21 protein-coding genes and 2 pseudogenes are annotated in these 20,896 nt (G+C 61.5%); 13 read left to right on the top strand and 10 right to left on the bottom strand.

Translation table 11 applies throughout. The features are described from left to right. On the top strand, positions 1-208 hold a 208-nt coding region (locus NKJ23_RS32855), incomplete at its 5' end, for a hypothetical protein (protein ID WP_352593245.1). A gap of 519 nt (positions 209-727) precedes the next feature. Here NKJ23_RS32855 and NKJ23_RS32850 read toward each other — a convergent pair. From NKJ23_RS32850 to panB, 8 genes are all read right to left on the bottom strand, one after another. Beyond that, positions 728-943 (bottom strand): helix-turn-helix domain-containing protein, encoded by a 216-nt coding sequence (locus tag NKJ23_RS32850; RefSeq protein ID WP_352453550.1) that lies wholly within the window; start codon positions 941-943, stop codon positions 728-730. Between the two features lie 460 nt (positions 944-1,403). Continuing rightward, positions 1,404-3,227, bottom strand: coding sequence for a glutamine--fructose-6-phosphate transaminase (isomerizing) (gene glmS, locus NKJ23_RS32845; RefSeq protein WP_352503068.1), 1,824 nt, complete (start codon positions 3,225-3,227; stop codon positions 1,404-1,406). Between the two features lie 817 nt (positions 3,228-4,044). Continuing rightward, positions 4,045-4,356, bottom strand: coding sequence for a DUF2285 domain-containing protein (locus NKJ23_RS32840; protein WP_245278728.1), 312 nt, complete (start codon positions 4,354-4,356; stop codon positions 4,045-4,047). Positions 4,357-4,513: 157 nt separating this feature from the next. Beyond that, complete coding sequence (locus NKJ23_RS32835; protein WP_352518021.1) at positions 4,514-4,888, bottom strand: transcriptional regulator domain-containing protein; 375 nt, start codon at positions 4,886-4,888, stop codon at positions 4,514-4,516. Continuing rightward, positions 4,885-5,535: an acyl-homoserine-lactone synthase gene (locus NKJ23_RS32830; protein ID WP_352458529.1), complete on the bottom strand. Its 651-nt coding sequence runs from the start codon at positions 5,533-5,535 to the stop codon at positions 4,885-4,887. Before NKJ23_RS32830 ends, NKJ23_RS32835 begins: the two co-directional genes overlap by 4 nt. 93 nt (positions 5,536-5,628) lie before the next feature. After that, positions 5,629-6,354 (bottom strand): LuxR family transcriptional regulator, encoded by a 726-nt coding sequence (locus NKJ23_RS32825; RefSeq protein ID WP_352684875.1) that lies wholly within the window; start codon positions 6,352-6,354, stop codon positions 5,629-5,631. 94 nt (positions 6,355-6,448) lie between these two features. Beyond that, a complete protein-coding gene (gene panC / locus NKJ23_RS32820; RefSeq protein ID WP_352684872.1) occupies positions 6,449-7,309 on the bottom strand; it encodes a pantoate--beta-alanine ligase in 861 nt (286 codons plus the stop codon). Further along, the gene (gene panB, locus NKJ23_RS32815) at positions 7,306-8,166 is read right to left on the bottom strand and encodes a 3-methyl-2-oxobutanoate hydroxymethyltransferase (protein WP_352684870.1); all 861 of its coding nucleotides are present in this window, start codon (positions 8,164-8,166) and stop codon (positions 7,306-7,308) included. Before panB ends, panC begins: the two co-directional genes overlap by 4 nt. A 173-nt stretch (positions 8,167-8,339) precedes the next feature. Between panB and NKJ23_RS32810 the strand changes: the two genes are divergently transcribed. The 11 genes and pseudogenes from NKJ23_RS32810 to NKJ23_RS34810 all read left to right on the top strand — a co-directional run. Beyond that, positions 8,340-9,308, top strand: coding sequence for an NUDIX hydrolase (locus NKJ23_RS32810; protein WP_023722073.1), 969 nt, complete (start codon positions 8,340-8,342; stop codon positions 9,306-9,308). Positions 9,309-9,374: 66 nt separating this feature from the next. Further along, positions 9,375-10,349 carry a quinolinate synthase NadA gene (gene nadA, locus NKJ23_RS32805; protein WP_352684868.1) on the top strand — a complete coding sequence of 325 codons (975 nt, stop codon included), beginning with the start codon at positions 9,375-9,377 and terminating at the stop codon, positions 10,347-10,349. Continuing rightward, the gene (locus NKJ23_RS32800; RefSeq protein ID WP_352684866.1) at positions 10,346-11,887 is read left to right on the top strand and encodes an L-aspartate oxidase; all 1,542 of its coding nucleotides are present in this window, start codon (positions 10,346-10,348) and stop codon (positions 11,885-11,887) included. Before nadA ends, NKJ23_RS32800 begins: the two co-directional genes overlap by 4 nt. Beyond that, positions 11,887-12,741 carry a carboxylating nicotinate-nucleotide diphosphorylase gene (gene nadC, locus NKJ23_RS32795; protein WP_352684865.1) on the top strand — a complete coding sequence of 285 codons (855 nt, stop codon included), beginning with the start codon at positions 11,887-11,889 and terminating at the stop codon, positions 12,739-12,741. Before NKJ23_RS32800 ends, nadC begins: the two co-directional genes overlap by 1 nt. Before the next feature lie 95 nt (positions 12,742-12,836). After that, positions 12,837-13,835 (top strand): biotin synthase BioB, encoded by a 999-nt coding sequence (gene bioB, locus NKJ23_RS32790; protein WP_352684884.1) that lies wholly within the window; start codon positions 12,837-12,839, stop codon positions 13,833-13,835. Continuing rightward, positions 13,832-14,971: an 8-amino-7-oxononanoate synthase gene (locus NKJ23_RS32785; RefSeq protein WP_352684863.1), complete on the top strand. Its 1,140-nt coding sequence runs from the start codon at positions 13,832-13,834 to the stop codon at positions 14,969-14,971. The genes bioB and NKJ23_RS32785 overlap by 4 nt, the downstream gene beginning before the upstream one ends. An 11-nt stretch (positions 14,972-14,982) precedes the next feature. Next, positions 14,983-15,618 carry a dethiobiotin synthase gene (gene bioD, locus NKJ23_RS32780; protein WP_352484144.1) on the top strand — a complete coding sequence of 212 codons (636 nt, stop codon included), beginning with the start codon at positions 14,983-14,985 and terminating at the stop codon, positions 15,616-15,618. Continuing rightward, positions 15,618-16,883 (top strand): adenosylmethionine--8-amino-7-oxononanoate transaminase, encoded by a 1,266-nt coding sequence (locus NKJ23_RS32775; protein WP_352684861.1) that lies wholly within the window; start codon positions 15,618-15,620, stop codon positions 16,881-16,883. The genes bioD and NKJ23_RS32775 overlap by 1 nt, the downstream gene beginning before the upstream one ends. Next, complete coding sequence (bioZ, locus tag NKJ23_RS32770; protein ID WP_352684859.1) at positions 16,880-17,863, top strand: 3-oxopimeloyl-[acyl-carrier-protein] synthase BioZ; 984 nt, start codon at positions 16,880-16,882, stop codon at positions 17,861-17,863. The genes NKJ23_RS32775 and bioZ overlap by 4 nt, the downstream gene beginning before the upstream one ends. A 43-nt stretch (positions 17,864-17,906) precedes the next feature. Then, positions 17,907-18,194: an aspartate 1-decarboxylase gene (locus tag NKJ23_RS32765; protein WP_352684881.1), complete on the top strand. Its 288-nt coding sequence runs from the start codon at positions 17,907-17,909 to the stop codon at positions 18,192-18,194. Between the two features lie 62 nt (positions 18,195-18,256). Then, a pseudogene (locus NKJ23_RS34810) lies at positions 18,257-18,462 on the top strand (NrtR DNA-binding winged helix domain-containing protein); the annotation flags it as partial. Between the two features lie 798 nt (positions 18,463-19,260). Here NKJ23_RS34810 and NKJ23_RS32760 read toward each other — a convergent pair. Then, positions 19,261-19,864: pseudogene (locus tag NKJ23_RS32760) on the bottom strand (S46 family peptidase). Continuing rightward, a complete protein-coding gene (locus NKJ23_RS32755) occupies positions 19,831-20,130 on the bottom strand; it encodes a S46 family peptidase (protein WP_352684879.1) in 300 nt (99 codons plus the stop codon). Before NKJ23_RS32755 ends, NKJ23_RS32760 begins: the two are co-directional and overlap by 34 nt. A 528-nt stretch (positions 20,131-20,658) precedes the next feature. On the opposite strand from NKJ23_RS32755, the gene NKJ23_RS32750 reads away from it, so the two are divergent. Then, a partial coding sequence (locus tag NKJ23_RS32750) for a co-chaperone GroES (protein ID WP_352684856.1) occupies positions 20,659-20,896 on the top strand: 238 nt, incomplete at its 3' end.

Genomic DNA, 20,896 nt, shown 5'->3' with positions numbered 1-20,896 from the left:
GTCCTCGATCGCATCCCCCAACTCGCGACATAACGATGGGGGCAGACGCCCCGAAACGAACCCGTCGACCGCAACCTGCAAACCCTCGCCTGCCATCACGACGAAGCAATCCCGGCGCCTGACGAGGCGCGTGGAAAAGCACCGCAACGGCGACCACAATGTCGCTTCAGGCCGTCAAAAGCTTATCGCCGTGCATCAAGGCGGCTAGAAGCGCGCCGGCAGCCTGGCGGGGGGCTTGGGGTTAGACTGCCGGCGCACGCCACTCATGAAGAGCGGCCCCTTTTTGCGGTTCCGACACCCATAGTCAACCCGGCAGCGTCTGGATGCCCGCTGTGCTCTTTTCAGAGCGGCTCGCGATGCCGGCCATGTCGGCCGATCCTGCCTAGGATGGGGGGCCACTCTCGTCGGCCGAGTTGATGCTCCAGCCAGTATCGCCTTGCCGACCAGCATGGGTTCGCCGTTAGCAATCCATCCTCGCGAGCCAATGCTATCGTGCACGTGTCGCAGCACTCCGGGCGGCTATATCGCCTAAGACAGCATGACGAAGCGTTCCAACTTCCTGTTCGGCGAGCCCGTGTGCAGTTCCTGACTCGGACAGTGGACGAGAATTCTCTTGGCGGTACTGCGCCAGAAGGCATTCGCGTCCAACGGAATCAAGCGACGACTATCAGCCGCAAACGTCACATCACAAGAGCGGTCTTCCACCCATTGCAGATTATCCGACTGATCAGGCGGCGTCCGATATGTCCGACTCTGCCTCAAGAATTCCCACAGGTATGGACAGCGATCTCGCTATCCGATTCCGATAGCCCTTATTGTACTTTAGACCCCGCTCGATGTTTTGGATTTCCTGAGCGGCAAGCCCGCACGCGACCGCGAGGTCCTCGATTGAATACCCAAGGTGCTCACGATAAGCGCGGATGATGTGGGTCCCCTGCGACATAGCCGTCAAGACTGGCTCGGGAATGCGCGAATCCTTCATAAACATCTCCAAGAAGATGGGAGCGCCTGACAAATCGGGAGATTTCCTCCCCGACCCTGGCGCACACCCAGCAAATCAAAAAAATGGACGTCCATTCGGCCGGACCGGCCTCATCCATGGAATGGGCCACTTGAAATTGGCAGCCGGGTCGGAATATGGCGGCTCACCTGCTTCTGATCAAGTTCTAAGAACCTGCCCGCCATGAGATGGCCTGATCGGCTGTAGCGCATTCGACCTGCGATCCTACACGACTCATTCTCCCCGATGGCTTTCTTGAACAGCAACTCGAACTCTCACTGACGCCTCCAGTGGCTATTCGCGGCACCGTCCACCCAGCCTCGCGGACGCTGATACCTTCGACCAATTTCCACCGCCGATGCAGCGAAGATGGACAAGCATCGCCACCTATAAAGGTTCACAATCATTCGACCGTGACCGATTTTGCGAGATTGCGCGGCTGGTCTACATCTGTGCCCATGAAGAGCGCCGTGTGGTAGGCAAGAAGCTGTATCGGCAGCGAGAAGATCATCGGCGCGATAATCTCGTCGACAGCCGGCAGCACGAGCGTGTGCATGGTGTCGAGTTTCGATGCGGCTGCCCCTTTTTCATCGGTGATGAGGATAATCCGCCCTCCACGGGCAGCCACTTCCTGCATGTTGGAGACGGTCTTGTCGAAAAAGCGATCATGGGGCGCGATGACGATCACTGGCATGTTGTCGTCTATCAATGCGATCGGACCGTGCTTCAATTCACCCGCCGCATAGCCCTCGGCATGGATGTAGGAAATCTCCTTGAGCTTCAGCGCACCTTCCATGGCTAGCGGGAAACTGGTGCCACGGCCGAGATACAGGACGTCACGACACTTTGACAGTTCGCGCGACAGGAACTCGATCTCCGGCTGGATGCAGTTGAGTACCTGGCCCATGACGCGCGGCACTTCGGCGAGGCTCCTGACGAGCGCCTGCAGCTCGTCTTCGGTTACGGTCCCGCGGGCTCTGGCGGCGCCGATGGCGAGTGCGGCTAGAACGGCAAGCTGGCAGGTAAACGCCTTGGTGGAGGCGACGCCGATCTCCGGTCCGGCAAGGATCGGGAAGACCGCATCGGCCTCCCGAGCGATGGTCGATTCGCAGGCATTGACGATAGCGCCAATTTTCAGCCCACGCTCCTTGCAGTACCTCAACGATGCGAGCGTATCAGCGGTTTCGCCGGACTGCGAAATGAAAAGAGCCGCCGACTGCGGCGACAACGGGATCTCGCGGTAACGGAATTCGGACGCAACGTCGATTTCAACTGTCAGGCGCGCATAGCGCTCGAACCAGTATTTTCCGATCAGTCCGGCGAGATAGGCGGTCCCGCAGGCCGAGATCGCCAAGCTCGGGATCCTGGCGAAATCGATGCCAGAAACCGTGTCGGCGCGATTCTCTATGATGTTGCTATAGTGACGGAGAGCATGGGCGATGACTTCGGGCTGCTCGTAGATTTCCTTCTCCATGAAGTGGCGATGAGTGCCCTTGTTGGCCAGATCGGCCGCGGCCGTGGAGGTATGGCGCGGACGCTCGACGGGATGGCCGTCGAAATCGAAGATATGGGCGCCCGAATTGCCGACAACGGCCCAGTCGCCCTCGATGAGATAGGTAATTTCATTGGTGAAGGGAGCGAGCGCGATCGCGTCGGAGCCCAGGAACATCTCGCCGTCGCCGTGACCGATCGCCAGCGGTGGTCCGTTGCGCGCCGCCATGATGGTCGACGGATCATCTTCGAAGAGGACGGCAAGCGCATAGGCGCCCCTGACGCGTTTCAGCATGGCACGCATCGCCTCTTGCCGCCTCATGCCCTCCCGGCGGTGTCTTGCCAAGAGATGCGCGACGACCTCGGTGTCGGTATCGGTCTGGAACTCGGCGCCAGCCGCCGCCAATTCGTCCTTCAGCTCGGTGAAATTCTCGATGATCCCGTTATGGACGACGGCGACACCGTCGGTAAAGTGCGGGTGCGCATTGCGTTCCGTCGAGGCCCCATGGGTTGCCCAACGCGTGTGGCCGATGCCGATGTTGCCGCTCAGCGGCTCTTCCTTCAGTCTCCTCTCGAGATTGACGAGCTTGCCCTCGGCGCGCCGGCGGTGCAAGGCACCTTCGGTGATCGTCGCAACGCCGGCGGAATCATAGCCGCGATATTCCAAACGCTTCAATGCGTCGACCAACCGATCCGACACCGGCTGTTGCCCAACGATGCCAACAATCCCGCACATGTTCGTCTTCCCATTCTTGCCGGCAGCTTCAGCCCACGCGAGACGGATACCCATCCGGCCGCTTTCATTGGGGGATCTTCTAGTAGTATTGGGTAATATTGGTATAATTGATTGTAGGGATAGCTATCATCCACCCCATGGATAAGCCGCGTTTGGGGCCCTGATCTAACTTCCTCGTTGCGCCTGACGTCCTCATGACCGGACGCAAGCCCACACCCCGCGGCACGAAGGAACAATCGGCCATGCGCGATCATCCCGGCCACGCACCTGACCACGAACCGCCGCCGCTCGTGGTCACGCGGTGATCGGCATGATCACACAGCACTGTAGTTAGGCAGCATCAGCGACGCATGGTCGGCATCATCATCATCGGCAACGTCGGCGCCGTCGGCATGATTCACGTGTTCGTCACGTTGATCATAATCATCGTCGCCGCCGATCTAGTTTCTGATTGCCTGCCGCTTTGACGCGGCTTTCGCCGGTAGAGCTTAGCCCGCGATGGCGTATCAATACGCTGTTAGTCGGCATGGCCGAAACCGAGAGTCAGGCGGCGCAGGCCACAGAGCACGTTCAGCGACCGTTTCAGTCAGCGCCGGCTTTGTCGGGGTTGGTAACGGTCATCAGGATTCTCGGGGCATGAAATGCACTATCACGAAAACGTTGGTTCTCAGTGCTTCGTCCGTATTACTCAAACCCGATTCCCGCAGCGGAAGAACTAGGCGCGTGTCACGTCTTGTACAAGGCACAATAGCAGTGAGAAATGGAGATTGATGCCTGCGCGTTTTCGAATAAGACAATCACCAAGCTGTCACCCGAATTACATCAGGAACTGTCTATAGCCGCCGCCCATCAGGTAGCGGCCACGTTGGATGGCGCGACGCACCTGATCGCGAAGATGGCTACCTGGATGAGACCAATCTTCTTCGACACGGCGTCTCCCGAACAGGGCAATGGCGATCTCCTGATGAGATGCTCCCGCAAGCGAGCCATCCAAAGCCTGGAGCACGATACGCAGACGCGCTCCGCGGGGTTCCGGCGGAAAGCAAGCAGCTGCCAGGCGGCCGCAACCATTGATGTCGTTCAGGAACTGAAGGGCAGCGACATGGAACTTCAGGTGCTGCGGCTGCACGATCGCGTCGACATATAGCCGCAACGGGCGGAGAACGGATGCACCGGAAAGGGCGATCTGCAGACTCCGGCAGTCCTCCCTCAGCAGCACGTGCTGCACGCCGGCAGGTGTCAGCAGGATGTCCTTGCAGCATGAGAGCGAAGGGAGATCAAGCGGTTCAAAATCGTGGTCGAGCCCAACCGGCTCCGCGGCCGCTCGTAGAATACGGGCGCAGTCGCGCGGATCCCAAAAGACCCTTGCCGACGTAGCGTCCGACTGTGGCGCGTCCGCGAAAAAGGAGGCTCCAGTGTCTTAGGATAGATGATCCTGTCGTCAACTCGATTATCTTCAGGTCGGCCTGGGCTCCGACAATGCAGGCGGACGGTGCCATTTTGGCGTGGTCGCGCTGGAATTGTGGATTGCGCCGAAGAAACTCCCAGGCCCAGGCAGTGCGTGGCAATCGTCTGGCGTAGTGGTAAGCTTCGTGACGACGCCAGTCCGGCCAGCATACAAGACCGACCGTCGCTTCCTTGGGCAGACCAGCATCCTTCACGGCTCAGGTGTCCACAATGCCGACGGGCCTAGAACCGGTTGCCACAGTACCGGTCCGCTCAGACGTCCCCTGCTGCGGATGCGCAAAAGGCTCGCGCGGGAAATCTCGAGAAACCCGGCCACCGCCTCCGTTTTGCCGACGGACTTGGGTTGTCCGATGCGCGACAATGGCCACGTCGCGAGGCGAAGGATCCGTTCCATGCGCGTGTCCGTCACCGTTACTATCCGGGTCAGATCCTTGGCCAAGCCGAACTCGATCATGCCCGCGAAGAGCTCGTAGGTTGCCTGGGCCAGTCCGCCCGCTGCCTTGGGCGCCGACGGAGGAAGATCGAGCGCGAAACGACTGCTCTCCCATATGTCGGAGGTCGAGGGCACGACGTCAGCACCCAGCAGCACCGGGAACGTGTCGCGCAACATTGTGGGTCCGGTGCTGGGCAAAAGACGCACGCAACCGCGAATTCGCCAGTCGGATCCCTTGAGGAGCAGATAGACAGGCTTCAGACCATCAAACGGGTCTGTTTCCATCTGGTCTTCGGTATCAACTTCCCAATCGAGCCTTTCCTTGAACACCCGAAACCTGAGCCCGTGCATCTCTTTGAGCTCGCTTGCGAACTCGTCGTAAAGGTCTGGTGTTATCAGCTGCATCATGGTCGCCTCCGTGCGGGATGTGTTCCCGCCATCGAAGGGCAAAGCCGGCAGCGATGCAGCCTGTAGAGGTTTACAGCTATCGTGGCCGACGAATCAGGATCTCGCCTGGCCGGAGGCAGCCAGTCGTGCAACGGCCTGGTTGATCGTTCGAACGCCAAGCTTTGCCTTGGCGTTTTCCAGATGAAAGGTCACGGTGCGCTTTGAGACGCCGAGAAGCTGGCTGATAACCCAAGCCGACTTGCCGCGCGCCGCCCATTTCAGGCACTCGAACTCCCGCGGGGTGAGCGTTACACCATCCACCATGCGATCGTCGGCGAGCCTGCGCCGGACATGGATATGAAAGTTGATGGCCACCAGCTGCAATGCTTTTTCGTAACGTGTCAGTGACCGCAACAGAGGCGGGCGGGACTCGTCGGAAGCAAAGGTCAGGGCAGCAAACCGGCCGCAATGATCATGCATGGACATCGTCAGGCCGCCGCGGATGCCAAACTCAGCCGCACTCTCCAGAATTTGTTGCTGCGAATTCGGCAGACAGTGCCGAGCGCGATCCACACCCCAATCAAAGGTATCCCAGCCTTGCAGCCCGCGCAGGATGACCGGATCAAGACTGTGGTACCGCTGTTGCAGATAACGTGATGTCCAGGATGAAGGATAGTTTGAGATCAATTGCGGGGCGTCGCCGGGGGCCGACGGGTAAGTGAAATAGGCGAATAGCGGAAAATCGAAGCCGGCTGCAGCGGATGCCATTGCCTCACGGAGATCGGCAGCATCAACACTTGCAGACAGTTGCTCGACGAAGTTCTCAAACACGCGATGCATTTGCGCTTTGCGTAACCTCCGTGATCGCTCGATGCCAGGCAGAGACCTTGTTTTAAACGATCCCGGACGGATACAGCGCGTGCCGAGAACCCCGTTAATCTGTTGAAACCCGTGATATTCTGACGTTGTCTATGAGCCGTGTGCCGCCGAGCCAGGCCGCGACAAGCAAGCGTGCAGGTCGGTCAAGGCTTGTCATGGGTCGCAGATCTGCCTCGTCGCGAAGTTCCAGGTATTCGACCTCGCGATAGCCCGCAGCCAGAATTGCTGCGTGCGCTTCGGCAAGCGTTGGCAGGACGGGCGAGCCGCGGGCAAGCCGCTCAGCCGTCTCGAGCAAGACCGATGATAGCTCGGGGGCAACAGCACGCTCTGCTTGCGAGAGCCGGACATTGCGCGATGATAGTGCAAGACCGTCGGCTTCGCGGACTGTCGGACAAGGAACAATGGTGATTGGAATATCCAGGTCCCGGGCCATACGCCTGACTAGCTGAAGCTGCTGAAAGTCCTTTTCGCCAAAGAAGCCGAAGTCAGCGCCGGTCTGCAGGAAGAGCTTGGCGACGACGGTCGCCACGCCATCGAAATGTCCCGGCCGGAAGGCACCGCACAGGCCCTCGCTGACACCGGACACCGAAACGGTCGTGGCGAAGGCCGCCGGATACATCTCCTCTGCGTCCGGCGCATAAAGCAGGTGCGCGCCAAGCGGTGCCAGCTTGGCGGCATCCTCGTCCTCGGTGCTCGGATACGCTGCGAGATCGGCCTGGCTGTTGAATTGCTTCGGGTTGACGAAGAGCGTCACGATCACCCGGTCGGCCTTCACGAGTGCCGCGCGCACCAGGCTGAGATGGCCCTCATGCAGGACGCCCATCGTTGGCACGACGGCAATCCTCACGCCCTCGCGGCGCCATGCGGCGACGATTTGGCGAAGCTGGGCAACGCTCCTGACAATCGGCACGCTCACGCTGCTTCTCCGCTCTTGGTGGCGTCCCCGTCGGCGGGCTTGGGCGCATCGGCAAACACGTGCTCGGCGGCCGGAAACTGGCGCTCCTTCACTTCCCGCGCATAGGCCGCGATCGCAGCCGCAGCGGCCTCCCCCAGTTCAGCATAGCGCTTGACGAATTTGGGCCGGAAGTCGCCGAAGAGGCCCAGCATGTCGTCGACGACGAGAATCTGGCCGTCACAGGCTGCTGAGGCACCGATGCCAATGGTCGGGGTCGCCACCTCCCCGGTGATCCGGCGGGCGAGCGCCTCGGGAACCTTCTCCAGCACGACCGCAAAGGCGCCCGCTTCGCTCACCGCAAGCGCGTCGCGCCTGATGCGCTCGGCATCCCCGCCTCTGCCCTGCACGCGGTAGCCACCGATGGTGTTGATCGACTGCGGCGTCAAGCCGACATGGGCCATGACCGGCACGCCGCGCGCGGCGAGGAAGCCGATCGTCTCTGCCATCGTTTCGCCGCCTTCGAGCTTGATGGCCGCGCAGCCGGTCTCGGCCATGACGCGCGCGGCATTGCGGAAAGCCTGCTCGGGGCTTTCCTCGAAGGAACCGAACGGCAGGTCGACGACCATCAGCGCCTGCTCGAGGCCACGGCGCACGGCCTGGCCGTGAATGATCATCATCTCCAGCGTCACACCGAGCGTCGAGGGCAGGCCGTGGAGAACCATGCCGACGCTGTCGCCGACCAGCACCACATCGCAATGGGGATCGACAAGCCGGGCGACTGGGGTCGTGTAGGCGGTAAGACAGACGAGCGGCGTCCCACCTTTGCGCGAACGAATATCCGGCGGTGTGATCGCCTTGGTGTCACCAAACGCACTCAATGGACCCTCCTTCCCCAACGTTACCAACCGCGGGTGTCGCGTTTGCCACATTTTTGTGCAAGTGCGAAGAGCTAAAAATGGCCGTGCAGCTGTGCGGTGTTGACGTGCGGACAGGCGCGCTTACACTTAAATCGATTCAGGCGCCCCCGAGCTGGCCAACCACTTTCGCGAACATGGACGATCAGGCAAAAGGACCCAGGAAAGACAGAGCCGCCGTCAAGGCCGACGAAGTCAAAGTGGACCTGATCGCCTTTGTCGTCGCCGTAAACGACAGTGAACCCTGTGTCCTCACCATCGGCCAGGCGGACACCCTGCCCTCCGGACCATTTGCGCTTGAGCACCGATCGCTGCAATCCGGTTTGAGGGGGTGGGTCGAGCAGCAGACCGGCCATCCGCTGGGGTATATTGAGCAACTCTACACCTTCGCGGATCGGGATCGCATCGGCGCCGAGCGCCAGCAGCGCGTCATCTCCATCAGCTATCTCGCATTGACCCGCAAGGAACAGGCAGCTGGCTCGCCCAAGTGCGGCTGGCAGAGCTGGTATGAATATTTTCCATGGGAGGACCACCGCTCCGGCACGCCTCCGGTCGTGCTGGACGTTCTGCGACCGCGCCTGATTGAATGGGCAGACGGCGTCAGCGACGCGGCCACGCGACGTGAACGCTGGCAGCGGGCGACGATAGCCTTCGGCTTCGACGACCGCCTTTGGAACGAGGAACTCACGCTTCAACGCTATGAGTTAGTCTACGAAGCAGGCCTGGTCCAAGAGGCCGGAAGCGGACGGGACGCGACGCTGCCTCCGCTGGTGCCCAGCAAGTCTATGGTCGCCGATCATCGCCGCATCGTGGCGACCGGCATTGCGCGGCTGCGCTCCAAGATCAAATACCGGCCGGTCGTCTTTGAGCTGATGCCGCCGGTCTTCACGCTTTTGCAGCTGCAGCGAACCGTGGAGGCGCTTGCCGGCAGGCTCGTGCGTAAGCCGAACTTTCGCCGGCTGATCGAGCAGCAGGAGCTGGTCGAAGAGACCGGAGAGGCAACCGCGGAGACCGGCGGCCGGCCAGCGAAGCTTTACCGGTTCCGCCACGCCGTTCTCGACGAGAGGGTCATCGCCGGGACAAAATTGCCGCTGGCGCGGGGTTGACATCGCTTATACTCACAGCAAGTATATGCTGGTTATTTTCAACTAGAGTATAAGCTGGAGGGGTCGATGAGCGCCATGCTGCCTGCGACCGCGTTTCTTTACGAGCGCGTCCGACGAGTGATCCCGCCGATCGAATGGCCGGCTTTCGTCGAGGATATCGAGGCGATCCTTGCACTGAAGCGCGAGCGCAACGCCATCATCCTGGCGCACAACTATCAGACCCCCGAGATCTTCCATTGCGTGGCCGACATCGTCGGCGACAGCTTGGCACTGGCCCGCACGGCTGCGACGGTCGAGGCGCAAGTCATCGTGCTGGCCGGCGTACATTTCATGGCCGAAACGGCCAAGCTGCTCAATCCGCAAAAGACGGTGCTCATTCCCGACCTGCGGGCAGGCTGTTCGTTGGCGGAATCTATCACGGCAGAAGACGTGCGCTTGATGCGCCAGCGTTATCCCGGCGTGCCGATCATCACCTATGTCAACACGTCCGCCGAAGTGAAAGCCGAGTCGGATATCTGCTGTACATCCGGCAACGCCAAGGCGGTCGTCCAATCCCTTGGCGTTCCCCGGGTGATCATGTTGCCGGACGAATATCTGGCCCAGAATATCGCCGCCCAGACCGATGTGCAGATCATCGCCTGGAAAGGCCATTGCGAGGTGCATGAGCGCTTTACACCGGCCGACATCCGCGAGTTGCGCGAAAGCCATCCCGGCGTGATCGTGCTCGCGCATCCCGAATGCCCGCCCGACGTCGTGGCTGAAGCAGATTTTTCCGGCTCGACCGCTGCCATGTCCGACTATGTCGAAAGGCAAAGGCCGGCACGTGTCGTGCTGATGACGGAATGTTCGATGAGCGACAACGTCGCGTTAGCGCACCCAGAGGTCGAGTTCATCCGGCCCTGCAATTTGTGCCCGCACATGAAGCGGATCACGCTTGCCAACATCCGCATGGCGCTCGAGCAGAACCACCATATCGTAACCATCGAACCCGGGATCGCCGGGCGCGCGCGGCTTGCGGTCGAACGGATGCTGGCAATTTGAGCCCGGATGTCCGCAGCTTCTTCGGGCGGCCCATCATCATCGGCGGCGGCATCGCCGGACTGATGACCGCGCTTCAACTGGCGCCGGAGCCGGTGCTGCTTCTGTCCAGGACGCTGCTGGGAGCTGACAATTCGAGCACCTGGGCTCAGGGTGGTCTGGCTGCCAGTTTCGGCGAAGACGACGATCCGGAACTGCACCTGGCCGATACGCTTGCCGCCGGGGATGGTCTCTGCGACACAGACGTGGCGAGCCGCATCCTCCAAGCCGCGCCCAAGGCGATAGAGGGGCTTGCGGGCTTTGGGGTTCCCTTCGACCGTACGTCGAAAGGATCACTGTGCCTCGGATTGGAGGCCGCACACAGCCGACGTCGCATCGTTCATGCGCATGGTGACGGCACCGGGCGTGAAATCATGCGTGCCCTGATCGCGGCTGTGCGTTCCACTCCGTCGATTGTTGTCGTGGAGGGCATGGAAGCGCGCCGGCTGGCGGTGCGAGAGAATGGGATCCGAGGCGTCTGGGCGAGCGGTTCGATAGGACCTGTCTTCTTCGGCTCACGGCGGGTCGTCCTCGCCACCGGTGGGATCGGGGGACTGTTTCTCGACACCACCAATCCTTGCGCCAGTTGCGGACAGGGCCTGGCGCTTGCGGCGCGCGCTGGAGCTGTCCTTGCCGACCTCGAGTTCATCCAGTTCCACCCGACCGCGCTTGACGGCCCGGAACGCCCTATGGTGCTGGTCAGCGAGGCCGTCCGCGGCGAAGGTGCTGCCTTGATCGACGAAACCGGCCAGGCTTTTCTCCAGAGGGTGCCAGGGGCGGAACTTGCGGCTCGTGATGTCTTGGCGCGCGCCGTCTGGAACCATCTTGCCAACGGCCACCGTGTTTTTCTAGACGCGCGGCAACGGCCTGGCCCGGAATTTGCTCGACACTTCCCGACAATCGCATCAGCCTGTCGTGGAGCCGGCATCAATCCCGCGCGCGATCTCATCCCCATTCGTCCGGCCCAACACTACCACATGGGTGGCGTTGCCGTGGACGGCTCCGGTAGGACCTCCGTCAAGGGGCTGTGGGCCTGCGGCGAAGTCGCTTCGACAGGACTGCATGGCGCCAACAGGCTCGCCAGCAATTCCTTGACCGAGGCCGTCGTGTGCGCGCGCTGGGTCGCTGAAAGTGTCGCCGGAACGCCTGCTCGCAGAACAAAGCCTGCGTTTGCGGACGTTTACCCATCGCCCGCTCCGACACCCGTGCGTGTTTTCCTGTCGCGCGCACTCGGCATCGTCCGGGATGGTGAAGGTTTGAAAGCAGCCGCACGTGCCTTATTGCCGCTCGCCGAAAGCAAGGACGCGGCCTCGGATGCGGCGGCTGTCGGGCTAATGATCGCGGTTGCCGCCTTGTTGCGCCAAGAAAGCCGCGGCGCTCATTACCGGACAGATTTTCCTCATCATGCGACTGTCGCCCGACGGTCCGAAATCACCCTCGAAGCCGCCTTGGCCGCTGCGCGGGAACTCGGACACTCGCCAAGCCTCGAAGGGGCAAAGTGATGACGTTCTCACCGCTTCCCATGATCATGCTTGAGCCGCTTGTAAGGGCAGCTCTTCTTGAAGACCTTGGCAGAGCCGGCGACTTGACCACGGAGGCCATCGTCCCGAAGGAACACCAAGCGGGAACCGTGCTGGCGGCGCGCCAGTCCGGAGTTGTCGCCGGCCTCGATCTGGCGATGCTCGCTTTCCGCTTGATTGATCCTGATGTCGAAATCTCGGTGGAGCGGGCAGACGGCTCCAATGTCATGGATGGAGAGGTCATTGCATCAGTGGTTGGCCCTGCCCGGGCCATTCTCACAGCCGAACGGACGGCACTCAATTTTTTGTGCCATCTGAGCGGCATCGCTACAGCAACGGCATCGATCGTCGCTGCGGTTCGTGGATATGGCGCGAAGATCGTCTGCACGCGCAAGACGACGCCCGGATTGAGGGCAGTCGAAAAGTATGCGGTGCGCGCGGGTGGCGGATCCAATCACCGTTTCGGCCTCGACGACGCAATTCTGATCAAGGACAACCACATCGCCATCGCAGGCGGCGTTCGCCCGGCGCTCGAGCGAGCACGAAGACGGGCCGGTCATCTCGTCAAGATCGAAGTCGAGGTCGATACGCTGGCCCAGTTGGAGGAGGTACTTGGCTTCGCTCCCGATGCGGTTCTGCTCGACAACATGTCCCTCGCCGATCTTCGCCGGGCCGTCGCAATCGTTGGCGGCCGTGCTATCACCGAGGCTTCTGGCGGGATCGCATCCGATACAGCGCGAGCGATTGCCGCGACCGGCGTTGATCTGATTTCAGTCGGCCGACTGACCCACAGCGCGCCGATCCTGGATATCGGCCTCGACTATTGGGGCCCATGATTGCCTGAGGGACGAACAGGATCGAATCAACTGTCCTTTCCGATCGTCATCAATCAGACAGCAAAGCAAGGCAGAACCGGAGGAACAGCATGGACATGCAAACAGCCAGTCCAACGCAGACATCGCCACAGGCTCAATCCCCTGACCCTGGAGCGTGGACCCTGGAGAAGGCTCGGGCACTTCACGATGCCCCCTTCAACAACCTCCTCTTCCTCGCGCAAACCGTGCACCGCCAGAATTTCGATCCAAACAAGGTCCAGCTCAGCCGGCTGCTCAGCATCAAGACGGGCGGATGCCCGGAGGATTGCGGCTATTGCAGCCAGTCGGCGCATCACGAGACCGGCCTGAAGGCGTCGAAGCTGATGGAGGTCCGGTACGTCGTCGCCGAAGCGAAGAAAGCGCGTGACGCCGGTGCCACCCGCTATTGCATGGGCGCGGCCTGGCGAAACCCCAAGGCGCGCGACATGGATGCGGTGGTGGCGATGGTCGAAGGCGTCAAGTCGCTGGGCATGGAGACCTGCATGACGCTCGGCATGCTCGATCGTGAGCAAGCCGCTCGACTGAAGCAGGCTGGTCTCGACTTTTACAACCACAACATCGATACGTCGGAACGCTACTATAGCGAGATCATCAGCACGCGGAGCTTTGCCGAGCGGCTCGAGACGCTCGAGCGCGTTCGCCAATCCGGCATCAAGGTCTGCTGCGGCGGCATTGTCGGCATGGGCGAGGAGCCGGTGGACCGGATCGGCATGCTGGTGACGCTGGCCAACCTGCCGGAACATCCGCAAAGCGTTCCGATCAACATGCTGATCCCGATCCCCGGCACCCCGCTTGCCGACGCCAAGCCCATCGAGCCGATCGAATTCGTGCGCGTGATCGCGCTGGCGCGCATCATGATGCCGAAATCGCATATCCGTCTTTCCGCCGGCCGTACGGCCATGACCGACGAGATGCAGGCGCTGTGCTTTTTTGCCGGCGCCAACTCGATCTTCGTCGGCGACACGCTGCTGACGGCGGACAATCCCGGTGAGGACAAGGATACCCTGCTGTTCCGGCGCCTTGGCATCGAGCCGATGGAACTCGAGGCGCAATGAACGGGGCACCGCTTGCCCGCTATGAGGCGACCTTGCAGGGACTGGCGCGCAAGGACCGGCTGCGGACGCTGAAGCCGCGCGCCGGGCGCGACTTCTCGTCGAACGACTATCTCGGGCTTGCCGCCTCCAAAAGACTTGGCGAAGCGGTTGCGGCGGCGATTGCGCGGGGCACGTCGGTTGGCGCCACCGGGTCGCGGCTGTTGCGCGGCAATGCACCGGAACACGAGCAGCTCGAGGCAGACGCGGCGGCATTCTTTGGAGCCGACCGCGCGCTGTTCTTCGGCAGCGGCTACATCGCCAACTTCGCTCTGCTGACTGCGCTGCCGCAGAAGGGCGACCTTTTGGTCCTCGATGAGCTCGCCCATGCCAGCATGCATGAGGGGGCACAGGCCGGACGTGCCGAGTTCAAGCTGGCCGCGCACAACGACGTCGATGCTGTCGAGGACGCGATCAAGCGTTGGCGCGCCGAAGGCGGCATGGGATGCGTCTGGATTGCGGTGGAAAGCCTATACAGCATGGATGGCGACTGCGCGCCTTTGGAGAGCCTGGCCGCGCTTGCCGATCGGCACAACGCATTCATCGTCATTGACGAGGCGCACGCGACCGGCGTCTGGGGACCGGACGGCCGGGGGCTGGCCGCCGCTTTCGAGGGCCGCGACAACATCGTCGCGCTCCACACCTGCGGCAAGGCGCTCGGCGCATCTGGTGGGCTCGTGACCGGGCCGAGGACACTGTGCCAGTATCTGATCAACCGTTGCCGGCCATTCATCTACGCCACCGCGCCCTCGCCGCTGATGGCGGTCGCGGCGCGCGAAGCGCTCGCAATGCTCGCCGACGAGCCTATGCGGCGTTTTCAGCTGCATGAACGCGTCGCCCTCGCAGGCCGCCAATTGGTCGATCGCTGCGGCGTGATACCAAGTGGCTCTCAGATCCAGCCCTTGGTGATCGGCGATGTCAGGCGCACCATGGCAGTGGCGGCGCGCCTGCAGGCCCGCGGCTTCGACATACGCGGCATTCGTCCGCCGACCGTGCCCGAGGGCACGTCGCGGCTGCGCATCTCACTGACGCTCAATATCGGCGAAGCCGACATTTCCGCCATGGTCGAGGCGCTCGTCGAGGTGTTGGCCCACACATGACCGGAGGCGACATGACCAAGCGCATCGTCATCACCGGAACAGACACCGGAATTGGCAAGACGGTGTTTTCGGCCGGGCTTGCCGGCCTGCTTGACGGTTTTTACTGGAAGCCGGTGCAATCGGGCCTCGACGGCGAGACCGACAGCGAGGCGGTTGCGCGACTTGCCGGGCTGCCGTCGGGGCGCGTGCTGCCGGAAGCCTACCGCTTGAAGAGCCCGCTTTCGCCGCATCGTTCGGCCGAAATCGACGACGTTTCGATCGAGGCTGCCGATCTTTCATTTCCGGTCCTGCCGACACCGCTCGTCATCGAAGGCGCCGGCGGGCTGATGGTGCCGCTGAACCGCCGGACAAGGTTCATCGACATATTCGCACAGTGGCAGCTGCCGGTCATTCTGTGCGCCCGCACCGCGCTCGGAACAATCAATCACACCCTGCTGTCGATCGAGGCCCTGCGGGCGCGCGCTATCCCGCTGGCTGGCATCGCCTTCATCGGCGATGAGATGACCGATACGCAACGGACGATCGTGGAATTCGGCGACGTGCCGCAACTCGGCAGGCTGCCGCACCTCGATCCGCTGACGGACAAAACGCTGAGACAAGCGATGATTGCGGGCTTCGACCTCGCTTTGATTGCCGGAGGCGAATGATGCCGCAATCCCGTGTGTGGCACCCCTTCACCCAGCACGCGCTCGAGCCGGCGATCCCTGAAATCGTCCTGACTGAAGGCGCCTATCTCCACAAAGCCAATGGCGCGCGCATTCTGGACGCGATTTCCTCCTGGTGGGTCGTCACACATGGCCACCGCCATCCCCGCATTATGAAGGCAATCGAGACGACCGCCTCGAGCCTCGACCAGATCATCTTCGCAGGTTTCACGCACGAGCCTGCCGAATGCTTGGCCAAGGCGCTTGTCGGACTCGCTCCCGCCGGACTCGACTGGGTGTTCTATTCCGACAGCGGCTCGACCAGCGTCGAAGTCGCGCTGAAGATGGCGCTCGGCTATTTCCGCAACATCGGCGCGCCGCGCTCGCGCATCGTCGTCATGGAGCACAGCTATCATGGCGACACGATCGGCACGATGAGCGTCGGTGCCCGTGGCGTGTTCAACGCCGCCTACGAACCCTTGCTGTTCGAGGTCGACACCATTCCCTTCCCGGCCGCAGGGCGTGAGCAGGAAACGCTGGATCGGTTCGAGGCCGTCTCCCGCGACCGGCGCGCCGCCGCCTTGATCGTCGAGCCGCTTGTGCTTGGCGCCGGCGGCATGCTGATGTATCCGGCCTGGGTTCTCACCGAACTGAAGAAGATCGCCGAGACTTCCGGAACGCTGCTGATCGCCGATGAGGTGATGACTGGCTGGGGACGCACCGGAACCATGTTCGCCTGCGAGCAGGCATCGATTTCTCCAGATATCCTGTGCACCTCGAAGGGCCTGACCGGCGGCACCATCCCGCTGGCCGCCACGCTTGCCACCGATGCGATCTTCCAGGCTCATTGTTCGGCGGATCGCAAGAAGACGTTTTTCCACTCGAGTTCCTACACCGCCAATCCGATTGCCTGTGCGGCAGCACTTGCCAATGTCGAGATCTGGCGCGACGAGCCGGTGACCGAGCGGATCGCGGCCTTGAGCGCGAAGCAGGCCGCCGGGCTTCAACGCTTTCGCCACAATCCCTACTTCACTGACAGCCGGACGACCGGCACCCTCGCGGCCCTCGACCTGCGCGCCGGCTCTGCCGGCTATCTGGCCGAGATCGGGCCGAAGCTGCGCGCATTTTTCCTCGAGCGCGGCCTGCTCGTGCGCCCGCTCGGCAATGTCCTCTACCTTCTGCCGCCCTATTGCATCACCGGCGAGGAACTGGACGGGCTCTATGACGCCATCGAGGAGGCCGGCGAACGCTTCGGTTCGAAGCCATGACCAGGTCGTCGCGCATTCTCGGGTTTGGCCATCATGCGCCTGGGCGCAAAGTGGAGAATGCCGAGATCGAGAACAATCTCGGGCTCGAACCTGGCTGGATCGAGCGGCGCACCGGAATTCGCTCGCGATTCTGGGCAACGGATGAAGATACGCTGTCTGGTCTTGCCACGCAGGCTGGCGACATGGCGCTGGCGAACGCCGGCATTGCGCGCCACGACATCGGTCTGCTGTTGCTTGCCACCTCGACGCCCGACCATCTTCTGCCGCCCAGTGCACCCCTGGTCGCACACAAGCTCGGCCTTGGCCGCGCCGGCGCTGTCGATCTGACCGGCGCCTGCGCCGGCTTCATCTATGCGCTGATGTTTGCGGACGGATTTACCCGCCTGCACGGCAAAGCGAGCCTTGTTATCGCCGCCAATATCCTCAGCCGCCGCATCAATCCCTCTGAGCGCGCCAGCGCCGTGCTGTTTGCCGATGCCGCCGGCGCCCTCGTGATCGGTCCCTGCGAGGATACTGATCGGGGGATTCTCGGTGCCTCTGTGGATTCGGACGGCTCGCGATACGGACTGATCCAGATTCCCGCAGGAGGAAGCAACAAGCCGTTCCACGGTGACCTCGACCTCGCGCAAACCCGAATGACGATGACCGACGGCCGCGAAGTGTTCGCAAAGGCCGTCGAGATGATGACCGATTGCTCGATAAGCGCGCTAGCCGCTGCCGGAGTGCGACCACAGGATGTCGACCGGTTCGTGCCGCATCAGGCCAATGCTCGCATTTTCGATGCGGTCGGGCGAAACCTCGGCGTTGCCGATCACCTGATCGTCAAGACGATCGCCGAATATGGCAACTCTTCCGCCGCGACGATCCCGCTTTCTCTGTCGCTGGCCCATCAGACGGAGCCGTTTCGACCGGGCGAGAAAATACTCCTGGCGGCGGCAGGTGCGGGACTCAGCGGCGGGGCGCTCGTCGTCGGGATTTAGCCCACCGAAGCTGCTCAACATCAGGACTGGCTCTGTGAGATGAATAGGACAACGCAATGCGAAAATAGTCGCCGGCAAGCTGCACGGCATCCACGTCACCGAGCAAAGCTCAACTACCACGGTTCGATACTGCTCGACCCTGACCACGCGAAGAACCCGGGATCCTGCCAATGGATTCGTGGAGACATGGAGCAAGACTTCCGGCGCGCGAATCTCGACCTATGTCATCCTCGGCGAGCGCGGCTCTCGATGCTGCATCCTCAACGGCGCGGCCGCCCGGAACCTGCCAGCCCACTCCATCCATCTGGACGAAGCGCACATTCCTCTCTGAACCCGCGGATCGTTACGTTCGTCATCAACAATGTCGTCGGCTTTCTCACCGATCACAATGCGCTGACGCGGACGGCGTTGACGATTACATCGGCAGGGGCGCTTCAGCAGAACTTTCGCCGGTTGATGGAGCAGCAGGAACTGGTGGAGGAGACCGGCCAAGTGCTTTTGATACCGGCGGTCGGCCGGCGAAACTTTATCGCTTCCGCCACCATGTCCTCGACGAAACGGCGGTCGCCCGGACAAAATTGCCGCTGGCGCGGGCTTGACATCCTTTATACTCAACGTAGAAATATCCCTTATAATCATTTCGATTATAACGAGAAATTCATTCGCAAGTCCGAACCCACGGTCTCGCTCGGGAAGCCCGTATGAGTGGATCGAAGTGATCTTGGAAATGAAACGCCCGAGGACGGGCTTTCAACCTTTGTCGTGAAGGAGGTGCGCGAGTGGGCCAATGCCTTGCGGCATCGGTGAAGGATGGTATACCGCCAGTAAACGCATGCGTCAAAGTCGCTATCGAATGTACAGTTCGTCTAAATGTGTGATACGTTCGATTTGCGCAAGTAACACTTGGAGAAGTGTCGCATAAGAGAAACGTTTAATTACATAAAGCAGGCAAGCTAAACTTTAACTTGCACAAATTAGCGTAGGGCGCCCTGTTCCAGGGCGCCTTTTTTAGGGATTATCATTAGACTCTCTCCCGGGGGAACTGTGGGTGAAGAAACAACGCATCGTCCTGCTGGCAGCTGTTTTGGCGTCTGCCTTTGGCTTTTTTTTGCTGATCCTGATCCTGCAGATGGTCAGTTTTTTGGTTGACTAGGCACGCGCAAGCGGGATGGATCGCGCAGAGACACGCGGAAGTTTTTTTCGCCAGCGAAACCGCGACGACCTGATGGGAGTCGCGCCAGCAGGGTGGGAGCCACGTCCAGTGCCACCGACCATGCGAGATGCCGATTGTTGGCGCGTCTGTCAGTTCGCGCGGCCATATTCATTCTGGTGCCGATCTGTTGCCTTTTCTGCTTTTCCCATGCGTTTTAGGCCGAGCCAATTTGTGAAGCGGGCGGTCAATGGATCTGCGCCTCGCGATTGCCTGCCGTTGCCTGATTGATCTGGGCGGGATAATCCGAGAGCGAACGCTGCAACCGCGGTTCGAATTGCGCGAAGTTGAACCGGACTTCATCCGCGGTCAGGAACTGGTGGGTTGCCCCGGGAAAGCCGGCGACCATCACAAGGTCGCCTTCCTTGACGCCTTCACAGGCTATGGGTAGCCAACTCTTCGGCCGGTAAGGCACATTGTCGCGCGCATATGGCCGGGAGAAACCATCAGGAGCGACATAGGCGCGATAAAAGCCGAAGTGGCCCGTGTGGCGCAGCCACATCCAGTTGTCCGTTTGGCCGCCGAAGTTGCCGATGCCGAGCGCGGGCGCATAGACGAGGCGCACGTCCTCAATTTCGAGCTTCTGGAGGAGATAGTAGGAGACGCCGCCATACGTCGCAACGGCGATTGGGCTGTCCTTCACATGCGGCGATCAGGGCCTTTTTGTTCGTGGCGAGCCGCTCATAGCGGGCAAACCCGTTCAGCTTGTCCGAGACGCTCTTGAGCATTTCGGCGGTCACATCCCGCATGTCCTCGATCACATAGATGCGGCTGCCTGGCGCCGCGGGCAATTCTTCACCCAGGGCTCTTCGCCAGAAAGCCGTCTGTGAGATAGTCCTGGCCCTCCTTGCTGTGGTATTGGATGGATTCTAACACGGCAATGATGATTGGTTGCGACCAGCCCTTGTGGACTGACGAACGAGGCGGAGCATCCGCCCAGTGATACGATCGCGTTGAGCGGGTCAGCGTCTAGACGGCCCAGCTGGGCGGGATCGATCTGGAGCCCATCCGCGCGCATGGCCGCGCACACTTCCGCAGTCTGGCCCGGCATCCACATACCTTCGTCCGCCGATGTAGCCGTGACCGTCCAGAGCAAGGCGATGGCAGTTGCTTTGGCCAAACATCTCAAATTCGAGTTCGTGCTGACTGTCGCTCTCATCTTGCCTCCTGTTCTCCGCAGATTGGATTGGTGACTATCGGGATGGCCGGAGTCCTGGCGCCCGCGCGGCGGCCACACCGTAAAGACCGAGTGGACGGTTAACGCAGGAATCCTGATGGCGATCACCTCTCATTATATCGGTCGCGCGCAACGTTTGCGGATCATTCGCTGCACCAATCGTGCCAAATGAATAAAGCCTTCAGTTGCAAATGGTGAGCCGCCCCATCCATGTCCGATCTCCGACGTCGTTCACGTAAAAGGCTCGGTGCTTCCACGCTCGTTTGCTCTTCGCCCGTCCCTCTTCCGTCTTGACTAGCAGGAGCCTACGGCCTATCTCACTGCCGCGTTAGCACTCGCTTCTGGTGAGTGCTAAACACGCTCCGGCAACGGAGAACCGTTCAACATCCGCACCAGGGAAATCCAAAAATGGCAAAGTCGAATTTCCGGCCGCTGCATGACCGCGTGGTCGTTCGCCGCGTCGAGTCCGAAGCGAAGACCGCCGGCGGGATCATCATCCCCGATACGGCGAAGGAAAAGCCGCAGGAAGGCGAGATCATCGCCGTCGGTTCCGGCGCCCGTGACGAAGCCGGCAAGCTCGTCCCGCTGGACGTCAAGGCCGGCGACCGCATCCTGTTCGGCAAGTGGTCGGGCACCGAAGTCAAGC

Origin of the sequence: Mesorhizobium sp. M0184 (assembly GCF_040322215.1) — a bacterium.
Lineage (GTDB): Bacteria > Pseudomonadota > Alphaproteobacteria > Rhizobiales > Rhizobiaceae > Mesorhizobium.
This window is presented reverse-complemented; position numbering and strand designations above follow the sequence as displayed.